9 protein-coding genes are annotated in these 11,559 nt (G+C 45.0%); 7 read left to right on the forward strand and 2 right to left on the reverse strand.

The annotated features are described in order from the left end of the window. The first annotated feature begins 12 nt into the window (after positions 1 to 12). The 3 genes from purF to OW491_RS07790 all read left to right on the forward strand — a co-directional run bounded on the left by purF (position 13) and on the right by OW491_RS07790 (position 3,882). Positions 13 to 1,536, forward strand: coding sequence for an amidophosphoribosyltransferase (gene purF / locus OW491_RS07780; RefSeq protein WP_075172333.1), 1,524 nt, complete (start codon positions 13 to 15; stop codon positions 1,534 to 1,536). Positions 1,537 to 1,549: 13 nt separating this feature from the next. Continuing rightward, positions 1,550 to 2,767 carry an O-succinylhomoserine sulfhydrylase gene (locus OW491_RS07785; RefSeq protein ID WP_075178969.1) on the forward strand — a complete coding sequence of 406 codons (1,218 nt, stop codon included), beginning with the start codon at positions 1,550 to 1,552 and terminating at the stop codon, positions 2,765 to 2,767. 146 nt (positions 2,768 to 2,913) lie between these two features. Beyond that, positions 2,914 to 3,882: a tRNA-dihydrouridine synthase gene (locus OW491_RS07790; RefSeq protein WP_246813402.1), complete on the forward strand. Its 969-nt coding sequence runs from the start codon at positions 2,914 to 2,916 to the stop codon at positions 3,880 to 3,882. Between the two features lie 9 nt (positions 3,883 to 3,891). Here the strand turns inward: OW491_RS07790 and OW491_RS07795 are convergent, their stop codons facing one another. After that, on the reverse strand, positions 3,892 to 5,847 hold the full coding sequence (locus OW491_RS07795) for a diguanylate cyclase (RefSeq protein WP_290035449.1): 1,956 nt from the start codon (positions 5,845 to 5,847) through the stop codon (positions 3,892 to 3,894). A 142-nt stretch (positions 5,848 to 5,989) separates the two neighbouring features. After that, positions 5,990 to 7,450: an aminodeoxychorismate synthase component I gene (gene pabB, locus OW491_RS07800; RefSeq protein WP_290035451.1), complete on the reverse strand. Its 1,461-nt coding sequence runs from the start codon at positions 7,448 to 7,450 to the stop codon at positions 5,990 to 5,992. Positions 7,451 to 7,696: 246 nt separating this feature from the next. Between pabB and OW491_RS07805 the strand changes: the two genes are divergently transcribed. The 4 genes from OW491_RS07805 to prpC all read left to right on the forward strand — a co-directional run bounded on the left by OW491_RS07805 (position 7,697) and on the right by prpC (position 11,494). After that, positions 7,697 to 8,560, forward strand: a complete 864-nt coding sequence (locus tag OW491_RS07805) for an alpha/beta hydrolase (RefSeq protein ID WP_290035452.1) — start codon at positions 7,697 to 7,699, stop codon at positions 8,558 to 8,560. A gap of 126 nt (positions 8,561 to 8,686) precedes the next feature. Further along, positions 8,687 to 9,400 carry a GntR family transcriptional regulator gene (locus OW491_RS07810; RefSeq protein ID WP_075172328.1) on the forward strand — a complete coding sequence of 238 codons (714 nt, stop codon included), beginning with the start codon at positions 8,687 to 8,689 and terminating at the stop codon, positions 9,398 to 9,400. Beyond that, positions 9,393 to 10,283: a methylisocitrate lyase gene (gene prpB, locus OW491_RS07815; RefSeq protein WP_075172327.1), complete on the forward strand. Its 891-nt coding sequence runs from the start codon at positions 9,393 to 9,395 to the stop codon at positions 10,281 to 10,283. The genes OW491_RS07810 and prpB overlap by 8 nt, the downstream gene beginning before the upstream one ends. Positions 10,284 to 10,363: 80 nt before the next feature. Continuing rightward, a complete protein-coding gene (gene prpC, locus OW491_RS07820) occupies positions 10,364 to 11,494 on the forward strand; it encodes a 2-methylcitrate synthase (protein WP_075172326.1) in 1,131 nt (376 codons plus the stop codon). The last annotated feature ends 65 nt before the right edge of the window (positions 11,495 to 11,559 follow it).

Here is an 11,559-nt window from a genome sequence, read left to right on the forward strand (position 1 = left end):
GAGGTAGTTTGCATGTGCGGTATTGTCGGCATTGTAGCCAAGTCTTTTGTTAACCAGACTATTTTTGATGCACTCACAGTGCTTCAACACCGCGGTCAGGATGCAGCCGGTATGGTGACCTGTGAAGGTAACCGTTTTTACATGCGTAAAGACAATGGACTTGTGAACGAAGTGTTTCGCACACGTCACATGAAACGTTTAATGGGCAACATGGGTATTGGCCATGTTCGTTATCCTACAGCGGGCAGCTCGAGTGCGGCTGAAGCTCAACCGTTTTATGTGAACTCCCCTTATGGTATTGCTTTATGCCATAACGGTAACCTCACCAACGCTGATGAGTTGGCTGATCAAATGTTCCGTGCAGATCTTCGTCATATTAATACTACTTCGGATTCTGAAGTTTTATTAAATGTATTTGCTCATGAACTTCAGCAGCAAGGTAAGCTTGTGCCTGATGCTGATGATATTTTTGCTGCAGTTGCCAATGTACATAAGCGAGTAAAAGGTGGTTATGCGGTTGTCGCTGTAATCACAGGCTATGGTATTTTAGCTTTTCGCGACCCTAACGGTATTCGTCCCCTAGTATACGGAACTCGCTCTATTGAGGGAGGCGAAGAGACGATGGTTGCCTCTGAGAGCGTTGCTTTAGATATTTCTGGGTTTACTCGCGTGCGTGATATCGAGCCTGGTGAAGCAATTTTTATTGATATGCAAGGCAATATTCATACACGTCAATGCGCAGAGAAAACGTCACTGACTCCATGTTTATTTGAGTTTGTATATTTGGCTCGTCCGGACTCTATTATCGATGACGTTAATGTTCACCAAGCGCGTATGCGTATGGGTGTAAAGCTTGCTGAAAAAGTGCAACGGGAGCGCCCAGAACACGATATTGATGTCATCATTCCTATCCCCGATACCAGCCGTACGTCGGCGCTGGAAATGGCAAAGCACCTTAACGTGACTTTCCGGGAAGGTTTCATTAAAAACCGTTACATCGGCCGTACCTTTATTATGCCGGGACAAACTCAGCGCAAGCGTTCAGTGCGTCGTAAACTTAACCCTATTGAATCTGAGTTCAAGGGTAAGGTAGTTATGCTGGTAGATGATTCTATCGTACGCGGTACTACCTCAAAGCAAATTGTACAGATGGCCAGAGACATGGGTGCGCGCAAAGTATACTTTGCTTCTGCAGCACCTCCAGTGCGTTTCCCTAACGTTTATGGCATCGATATGCCTTCGCCTACCGAGTTTATAGCTCACAACCGAACTGAAGACGAAATTGGTGAAGCTATCGGTGCTGATTGGATGCTCTATCAAGATCTGTCAGACCTGCAGGCGTCTGTTTCGGAAGAGCACTCAGGTATTACACATTTTGATAGCTCAGTATTTGATGGGCATTATGTGACGGGCGATATTGATGAGCGTTATCTAGTGCGTCTAGATCAAAAACGTAATGACCTTGCGAAGGTTGATGAGGAGACGTCTGAACACGCCGATGAAGCGTCAGCCGATCTTCATACAAAGATTCAGTAGGAACACATAGGTTATGGCAAAGTCTGGCTTTGAAAGAGAAGAACGTATTCAATTTGACCTTCCCGAGGCTGAGTTTTCAACGTTGGCGGTACGATCGGGCCAAAACCGTACTATGGAAGGTGAGCACTCTGATGCGATTTTTCCTACCTCCAGCTTTGTCTATTCAAGCGCTCGTGAAGCTGCTGCGCGTTTCGGTGGGGAAGAAGAAGGGAATATTTATTCCCGTTTCACTAATCCAACGGTAGCCGCATTTGAGCGACGTTTGGCTGCGTTGGAAGGTGCTGAGCGTGGTGTCGCTACCTCTTCAGGAATGTCGGCCATCTTAAGTGTTGGCTTATCTCTGTTGCAGCAAGGTGACCATATCGTATGTTCACGCAGTGTATTCGGTTCAGTTATCTCATTATTTGATAAGTACTTAAGCCGAGCAGGGATTACGACGACTTACGTTGATCCAAAATCGTTAGATGCTTGGCGTGAAGCTATACAGCCCAATACTAAACTGTTTTTTCTTGAATCCCCATCTAATCCTTTAGCTGAGATTTGCGACATTCAAGCGATTGCTGATATTGCCCATGGCGTAGATGCTCTGTTAGTTGTTGATAACTGTTTTCTCACGCCTGCACTTCAGCAGCCGTTGAAGTTAGGGGCTGATATTATTGTGCACTCAGCGACTAAATACCTTGATGGTCAGGGGCGTTGTATCGGTGGTGTAGTGCTTGGCTCGCACCAACTGATGGAAGCAATCTACGGTTTTATTCGTACAGGTGGTGCGTGTATGAGTCCGTTTAACGCTTGGGTTTTTCAAAAAGGTTTGGAAACGCTCAAGTTGCGTATGGATGCTCATAGTCGGGCTGCTCTTGAGATTGCGCGCTGGTTGCAAGCTCGGCCTGAGGTTGAAAACGTATTTTATTCCGGCCTTGAGGAGCATCCACAACATCTGTTGGCTAAAAAACAGCAGAAAGCTTTTGGCGGCGTTTTATCTTTTGAGGTGAAAGGGGATAAAGAAGCGGCTTGGCGCTTTATTGACTCAACCAGAATGATGTCCATTACGGGTAATCTAGGTGATGTAAAATCGACAATCACCCATCCTGCCACAACAACGCATGGACGAATGACACCAGAAGCGCGTGCTGAGGCCGGGGTAAACGATAACTTGATTCGTCTTTCAGTTGGTTTAGAAGATTTAGACGATATACGTCGTGATTTAGAGTTAGGTTTAGCTGCAGTTTGATCCTACAGCGCTCAAGTTAGCGAGAATATAGCTAGCTTGAGCCACGTTAAGTCTCGCTGGAAATATCTGAGCTCGAACATAAGCGCGGCTGTTCTCGTTCTACCGTTCATCTTTCTTTTTTCTACCTTATCAAATAGTGAAATAGCATGCCTACCCTCAACACCGGTCGAATTATCCTTGCGCCTATGGAAGGTGTTGTCGACGCTTCTGTACGGCATTTGATTACTCAGTTTGGTGGGGTAGATCAATGTGTGACTGAGTTTATACGTATTACGGATCAGGTCTTACCTAGGCATGTCTTTACACGTTTTGCACCTGAACTACTCACCTCTGCAAGAACGTCTCACGGTGTTCCGGTTGCTGTGCAATTACTAGGCAGTAACCCCGAGACACTGGCGGGTAATGCAGCCAAAGCGGCTGCATTAGGTTCCCCATCGGTTGACCTTAATTTTGGTTGTCCCTCTAAAACGGTTAACAAGCATCGAGGTGGCGCGGTACTGCTGGATGAACCTCAAGTCATACATGACATTATCTCAGCGGTTAGAGCCGCGGTCCCCAAAGCGACGCCTGTTACCGCGAAGATGCGGCTGGGAAACAAAGATAAGTCACTTGCGTTAGAGAATGCGTTAGCTATTCAAGAGGCTGGAGCGTCAGAAGTCGTTATTCATGCACGAACCAAAGTAGAAGGCTATAAGCCACCTGCGCATTGGGAATGGATAGCACGTCTTAAAGAGCATTTGACTATTTCAGTGGTGGCAAACGGCGAAATTTGGACGCCCGATGATTACCAACGCTGCCGCGAAATTAGTGGGTGTGCTGATGTAATGATTGGTCGCGGGTTGATCGCACGCCCTGAGCTGGCAATGATGATCAAAGCTATCAATAATGGAAATCAGAGTGAATCTGCACAGTGGCAATCTATCATCAATATGCTGTTGCAGTACTTTACGATGGTAGAGTCGCAAATGATGCCTCGCTATGTGCATGGACGTATCAAGCAATGGCTCAAAATGATGCGCTCGCAGCGAGAAGAGGCTGACGGGCTTTTTGAAGAGATCAAACAAATTAAAGATTTGAATGAGTTACGCCGGCATCTAGAAAGCAAACAAGAATGATGCTTTGTCCTACAGCGTAAACGAGCACTCGCAGCGATTGCGGCCATTATTTTTGGCCCTATAAAGCGCTTTATCCGTCAGAGCGATTAAGCAGTCAGGCGGAATGAATTCACTTGGCCTAACGGTGGCGCAACCAATGCTCACGGTCAGCTTGATTTTGTGGCCATTAAAACTGACATGGCTGTCTGCTACATCCTTGCGAAGAGCCTCAGCGATGATGACTAAATCCTTTTCATGGGTTCCAGGTAGAACAATCGCAAATTCTTCTCCCCCGTACCGAGCAATACTGTCTGTAGCCCTATTAATATGCTTCTTCAATATGCCAGCAATTTTGACTAAGCAAGTATCGCCGGCTAGATGTCCATAAGTGTCATTAATATTCTTAAAATGATCAATATCAATTAGCAACATGGAGAGCGTGCTGTTTGCGCGGGTAGCTGATTTAGACACCATTTCCAAGTTTTGATCGAGGAAGCGGCGGTTGTTTAAATTCGTGAGCGGATCCGTAAGGCTGATCTCTGAGAGTTGTTGATTCGCTGTTTCTAGTTGGTGTGCTAAAAACTCAAGCTCATGGGTTCGGTGAATTACCTTCTGCTCGAGTAATGCGTTTTGTTCATCTTGTGCTTTAAGAAGCGCCTTGTGCGCTGCTAGCTTGGCGGCACGCTCATTACTCACTTGCTTTTCTAGCTGTAGAGCTTTCTCTTGCGCCACAATTCTATGCAGCCGTTCAACATGAAGGTTGCCTGCCAAGGCTAGTGATATGGTCAGTACTGCCGTAACAAAGCCCATCATTTGTCCGTACTCAATAATGGGGCTGTACGGCAAAAAGCCGATAACCATTAATAGGAGTGCAATAGCCGATAGGGTGAGGAATACCCATGCAATACAGAAGTACAAGGCATTACGATACCCTCTAATGAATAAGTAATACCCAGTAAATAGGGCGATTAGACAAGAAAGCGCGGCTACTATTTCGGAGACTTGCTGCGGTATTGAATAACCCATCAGTAAACTTAGGGTCGCCATTGACCAATAAATGATGAGTATTGAGTTGACGCGTTTTAAGTTTCTTTTGAGGTGTAGAAAGTAACGAATAAAAACGTTACAGAATAAAAAGCCCAAATAAACAGATAACTCATAACTTATGAGCTTTAGCGGTATGTTATTGAACCATAACATGTTTTGGCCGTAGCCGGTAACGCATAACTGATAAAAATTTATGCTTAAAATATACATTGAATAGAAAATATATGTTTTGGAACGTAATTTAAGAAATAAAAATAGATTGAAAATCAGCATGGCGCTCAGTGCACCAAAGCATAACGAGTAGATAATAATTTTTGATTGTAATTGCTGTTGGAAAAGCGTTTCCGCCCAGAAGGTCATTGGGACATATTGGAAATAGCTTGTTTTAACGCGCAGATAAAGCACCGTGGACTCATGTGGCGCTAGCGTAAAATAAAAAGCGGGTGTGGGTGAGCTGGTGCGGTTAGGAATAGGTTGGGTGCTCAGCCCTCTGTGCTGCACAGCGTAAGACAATAAATTGGTGTTATAGCGGTAAAGCTCGGCGGAATATAAATTAGGCCATTGTATTTCTAATACCTGATTTATAGTGGTGGCATTTGTATTCTTTATTGGTATTCGATACCAGATAGCCATATCTCTACGGCCTAGTGATAGGTGCTTGGATTCAATTGTCTTCCACTGGCCTAATGTCGAGTTAAGTAAATCGTTTGTATTAATTGAGCTATTTTCTGTCAGATAAGAAATGTGTTCGGCTTTGACTACAACGGGAGAATAGTTCGAAAGGCTAATATCGCCTTTATTGGTAACTGGGGAGCCTGTATTAGTCGATACCATCAAGTATTGATTGATTGTCAGGAGTGCACAAATAACTAATGTTGTTGCCAATAATGATATGTAGAAGCGCTTTGTTACGGCGGCTTCCTTGAATCGTAAATCCATCTAACAATACCCGTAGCTGAATCATGATCATATATGATTATGTGGGCAAAATAGAACAGTTATTGGTGTTTAATTGATCAATCGGTCAATTATTATTAGCGTTTGTGTCTGCTAGATAATTTTGGAACGGCTGGCGAGCCAGTTAGGCGTCCGTTTCTAGCGCTTTTAGTAGATTATTGATCTTATCGTACGTTTCTTGATATTCAGCACTGGATACTGAATCAGCAACAATTCCACCACCGGCCCACGTATACATAGCGTTATTTTCGGCTAACAACGTACGGATAGTAATACTGGTATCCATACGCCCACTGTTACATATATAGCCGATGCTGCCGCAGTAAATGTGGCGTCGGTGTGATTCTAGTTCGTCAATAATTTCCATCGCTCTAATTTTGGGCGCTCCTGTGATGGAGCCTCCAGGAAAGCAATGTTCAAGTAAATCGATCGGGGTTTGCTGGGGTTGCAGCTGGCCAATTACGGTGCTGACTAGGTGGTGAACATTCTTGTAATGTTCTACATCAAACAGTTTTTGCGCTTTCACACTACCGGCTATACATGTTTTGCTAATATCGTTTCGTAACAAATCAACGATCATTACATTTTCTGCACGGTCTTTTTCAGAGGTGATTAGGTCGTTTATATAGGCATTGTCTATTTCAGGGTTGTTATCCCGAGGTCGTGTACCTTTGATAGGCTGCGTGGTTACTTTGCCTGTTTCATCGCACATCACAAAGCGCTCAGGTGATAGAGATAAAATCGCGCCCCTGTCGGTATCGTGATAGGCCGAAAAAGGAGTAGGGGCAGCAGCTCGAAGTGTTTTATACCCCTGCCATGGGTCACCTTCGTACTCGGCGCGAAAACGATGAGCAAAATTGACTTGATAACAGTCACCCGCGTGGATGTACTCATTTATTTGCTTGAGTCGCTGATGGTATTGATCTTCTTGTGTGTTGCTCGCAAAAGCTTGGGTTATCTTAAAACGAATAGACTTGCTCTTGTTGTCTGAAGAGCAGATGAGGTCTGCGAGCTGTTTTAGGCTGCTTTCAGGAAATTGATCATGCGCGACCAGCGATGCTTCTTGATTCTCATGGTCAACAATGATGGCCCATTGGTAATAACCTACCTCCATATCAGGGATGTGTAACTCGTTTGCTGCATGTTGGGGTAAGGTTTCTAGTGTGCGGCCTAGATCGTATCCAAAGTAGCCTACAAACCCTGAATAAAAGGGTATTTCTTCATGGGTGCTTTGACGCTGAGCTAGCAATAAATGCAGCGATTTAAGCAGGTTAAATGGTTTGGTAGCGCTAAGGCTTGTTTCGCTATAGTGATGTAGTAATTGTGCCAGTTCTGGGTGTGTCTGCGTAAAGCGGGTGTTGTGCTCGTTGATAGACCACGCTTCATTAGCCGTCCCTGCTAGTATTTGCGTTGCTCCTTGTGCGTAGCGAACACGAAATGCTGGTTGAGCAACAAGTATATCAAATCGTCCTCGTTCGCTATCTGGTTTTCCGCTGTCCAGTAGCCAAGCTCCGCCAAGCGAGCGGATGCGCTCAAAGTATTCGGTACTTGAAGTGCTGTAACTAAGTGGAATTGGGCCGGGCACGGCTAATCCTTATGTTAGGAATAATAGAAGCGCGTATTTTAAGGAAATAGGCGACATCATGCGAGCATGATAAGACAAATCATAGTGCGCCAGTATAATGAGCACCCATAGTGCGTTGTTAGGAGTTGGCAGGAAATTGTCGACACATGAGTTTACGTGCTGAGTTATTACTAGGTTTATAAACTACATTCGTTATTCTGCCGTCATTCGACGGGGCTAAACGATTGACTGAAGAGATTTTGTTCCATGATTGATGACATGCAGTGGCCGGCTTTGACACTAGAAACCAATGGTCAGTCTATTACTTATCGTTTGTATACTAACCCAGATGTTAAAAATGGACGCCGAATTGTGTTATTGCACGGCGCGGGTGTTGCGGGCATGGATACATGGTCATTTATCGCGAAGATGTTAGATCAATGGCAAGAAGTCCTGATTCCAGATCTGCGCGGTATGGGGGATACATGGCCTTTAAGTGGTGAAGAAGAGTCATTTACAGCATCTGATCTCGTTACTGATCTGTCTTCTTTGGCTGACTACTTAGGCTGGTGGAGCTTCGATTTAGGTGGTTATTCTATGGGAGGCATGGTCGCTATGCTATATAAACAGCAGTATCCAAGCCGCATAGGTAAGCAGTTCTTATTAGAGTCTGCTTTATTAGATCGACCAACATGGGACGAAACAAAAGCACTACGTAAGAAATACAGCGAGGCGACTCGTCACCTCCGTGCAGCGGATAAAAGTGTTGGGATTTTAGCGTTTATGAATACGATTTCTCCCAATAGGCGCATCTCCAAGCAGGTAGAAGCCTTAACGATGTCACGTTTAGGTCATAGGCCCATTGGGTTTGCTAATGCGTTAGATTGCGTTACAGCGACGATTAATGAGGTAGATAGGCCTGCGCTTATTGCGGCGCAAGGTGATGTGACGAGCTTTATAGGCGGGCTGAGTGTGGATGCCATGCATGACTATCATCAGCATCTGGATGATACTTTGCCAAATTGGCATTACATTATGGTGCCAGGTACTGATCATTCTTTACCTTATCAAAAGCCTCGTAATATCGCTAAAACGATGAATAACGAAGCAAAAAGGTTCTACGCGAGCTAATTTGAATGACTCCTAAAACCGGAATTATGTAGACAATCTTAGACTTTAGGTTTGTTGACGGCCTAATTTTGCTGCGCTATCGTACTTCTCTATAAATATTGTCGACAATCTGTAGAGAGTACGGTTATGACAACCAAATCAAATATCCGTGAATTACCGGTAGAAGTCATCACACTCGCTGATCGTGTATGTGCTGAAATTGTAACGGCTATTGTTAAAGGCGAGATTCCATCAGGCCAAAAAATAAGTGAGCCTGAATTGGCTCGTACCTATGGTATTAGCCGTGGTCCATTACGAGAAGCGATGCGACGCCTTGAAGGGTTGCGCCTTATAGAGCGTAAACCAAATGTTGGTGCGCGCGTGGTTCAATTGTCGATAAAAGAACTAGTCGAAATTTATCATGTCCGCGAAGCTTTAGAGGGCATGGCTTGCCGTATGGCTGCCCTGCATATGTCGGATGAAGAGATTGCCGACTTGCGCTCGTTACTCGATGAACATGAGCGCAGTGTGCAGGAGCTTGATGGACGCTCCTATTTTCAAAAAGAAGGTGATCTCGATTTTCATTACCGCATAGTTCAAGGTAGTAAAAATGAGAAACTGCTAGAACTGCTTGGCAGCGATCTATATCACCTTGTCCGCATGTACCGATACCAATTTAGTGTATCAAGCTCTCGCCCGAAACGTGCTTTGAAAGAGCATCGACAGATAGTCGATGCGATAGAGGCGCGTGATCCTGAACTGGCTGAACTGTTAATGCGTCGTCATATCAGCGCAGCACGTCAGAATATCGAAAACAAACTCAACTTGTCATCCAACATCAAAGGGGAAATTCATGGCTAATCCAAGCGCTGGTGCTCGATTTCGTCAAGCACTCAATGAAACTCAGCCGCTGCAAATTGTCGGCACGACTAACGCCTATCATGCCATGATGGCTGAGCGAGTTGGCCACCGAGCCATTTATTTGTCTGGCGGTGGTGTAGCCAATGCTTCCTACGGTTTACCTGATCTGGGCATGACGTCAATGAATGACGTGTTAGAAGATGTTAGGCGCATCAGTAGTGCAGTAGAGACACCGCTACTTGTCGATATTGATACGGGCTGGGGTGGTGCCTTTAATATCGGGCGTGCAGTTAAAGAGATGATTAAGGCTGGGGCGGGCGCTATCCACCTTGAAGATCAAGTGGCTCAGAAACGGTGCGGACATCGACCTAATAAGGAGATTGTTTCTAAAGAAGAAATGGTCGATCGCGTTAAAGCAGCAGTGGATGCGAAAACCGATGATGATTTTTTTATCATTGCACGAACTGATGCATTTCAGATGGAAGGTTTAGAAGCCGCCGTCGAGCGTGCTCAAGCGTGTTTGGAAGCAGGAGCCGACGGAATTTTCGCAGAAGCCGTTCATACGTTAGATGATTATAAGGCCTTTGCAGACGGCATAGGCGGTGCCCATTTACTAGCCAATATCACAGAATTTGGCGCGACTCCGTTGTTTAACAAAGAAGAGTTGGCTCTGCATGGAGCAACAATGGTGTTATATCCTTTGTCGGCGTTCCGTGCTGCCAATAAAGCCGCACTTAATGTATTTGAGTCGATCTTGCGTGATGGAGACCAGAAAGCCGTCATTGATACTATGCAAACCCGTATGGAGCTGTATGACTTTTTGAACTACCACGATTTTGAGCAAAAGCTCGATGCGCTCTTTGCTGAAGGCAAAAACAAGTAAGGCATATTAAAAGATAATAAAGATAAAAAATGGCACGAGTACAGCAACAGAACTACTCGATGTCATAAGGAGAAATGACAATGGCAGAAGCAAAAAAATTGACTGGAGCAGGTCTGCGTGGCCAATCAGCAGGGGAGACCGCCCTTTGTACAGTGGGTCAATCTGGTGCAGGTTTAACGTATCGTGGTTATGACATCAAAGCGCTAGCTGATCATGCAGAGTTTGAAGAAGTTGCGTATTTATTGCTGTACGGAAAACTTCCTAATCAAGCGGAGCTTAATGCTTATAAAGCGAAGTTGAAGTCTTTGCGTCAATTGCCTTCTGCCTTAAAAACGGTACTAGAAAATATTCCGGCAGATGCTCATCCAATGGATGTTATGCGTACGGGTTGTTCGATGTTAGGTAATCTTGAAACTGAACATGATTTTAGCGAGCAACACGAAAAAATAGACCGTATGTTAGCTGTATTTCCAGGCTTGATTAATTATTGGTACAACTATAGCCACCACGGTAAGCGTATCAATGTTGAAACAGAAGCAGACTCTATTGGTGAACAGTTTTTGTGGACCCTTCATGATAAGAAACCTGAACAATTACATATAGATGTAATGCATGCTTCACTTATTTTATATGCTGAGCACGAGTTCAATGCATCCACTTTCACAGCGCGGGTTTGCGCCTCAACCTTGTCGGATATTCATAGCTGTATCACGGCTGCAATAGGATCTTTACGCGGGCCTTTACATGGGGGTGCCAATGAAGCTGCGATGGATATGATTGAGCAGTGGAGCGATGCTGATGAAGCTGAAGACGCCATTATGGGGATGCTATCCCGAAAAGATAAAATTATGGGGTTTGGTCATGCTATCTACCGTGATAGCGACCCTCGTAACAGTATTATTAAGGCATGGTCTAAAAAGCTATCGGAGCAAGTAGGGGATACCTCGCTTTACGCTGTCTCTGAGCGAGTTGAGTCGGTCATGTGGCGGGAGAAAAAACTGTTTTGTAATGCAGACTTTTTCCATGCATCGGCCTATCACTTCATGGGCATACCTACTAAGTTGTTTACACCGATTTTTGTTTGCTCTCGTGCTTCCGGCTGGGCGGCACATGTAATGGAGCAACGTGCTAACAACCGGATTATTCGCCCCAGCGCTGATTATACCGGCCCTGATTCTAGTGAGTGGGTTCCCATTGCTGAGCGTTCCTAAGCTCAGTCCATTATACGCGCTTTAAAAATCGTAAAGCGCGGTATACCCACTTTTTGCTTTTATCC

This window comes from Neptunomonas sp. CHC150, assembly GCF_030397555.1.
Taxonomy (GTDB): domain Bacteria; phylum Pseudomonadota; class Gammaproteobacteria; order Pseudomonadales; family Balneatricaceae; genus Neptunomonas; species Neptunomonas phycophila.

What these genes read in the sequence shown, in the direction of transcription:
- purF (WP_075172333.1), top strand. Translation starts at nt 13, where the DNA reads ATGTGCGGTATTGTCGGCATTGTAGCCAAGTCTTTTGTTAACCAGACT.
- OW491_RS07785 (WP_075178969.1), top strand. Translation starts at nt 1,550, where the DNA reads ATGGCAAAGTCTGGCTTTGAAAGAGAAGAACGTATTCAATTTGACCTT.
- OW491_RS07790 (WP_246813402.1), top strand. Translation starts at nt 2,914, where the DNA reads ATGCCTACCCTCAACACCGGTCGAATTATCCTTGCGCCTATGGAAGGT.
- OW491_RS07795 (WP_290035449.1), bottom strand. Translation starts at nt 5,847, where the DNA reads ATGGATTTACGATTCAAGGAAGCCGCCGTAACAAAGCGCTTCTACATA.
- OW491_RS07805 (WP_290035452.1), top strand. Translation starts at nt 7,697, where the DNA reads ATGATTGATGACATGCAGTGGCCGGCTTTGACACTAGAAACCAATGGT.
- OW491_RS07810 (WP_075172328.1), top strand. Translation starts at nt 8,687, where the DNA reads ATGACAACCAAATCAAATATCCGTGAATTACCGGTAGAAGTCATCACA.
- prpB (WP_075172327.1), top strand. Translation starts at nt 9,393, where the DNA reads ATGGCTAATCCAAGCGCTGGTGCTCGATTTCGTCAAGCACTCAATGAA.
- prpC (WP_075172326.1), top strand. Translation starts at nt 10,364, where the DNA reads ATGGCAGAAGCAAAAAAATTGACTGGAGCAGGTCTGCGTGGCCAATCA.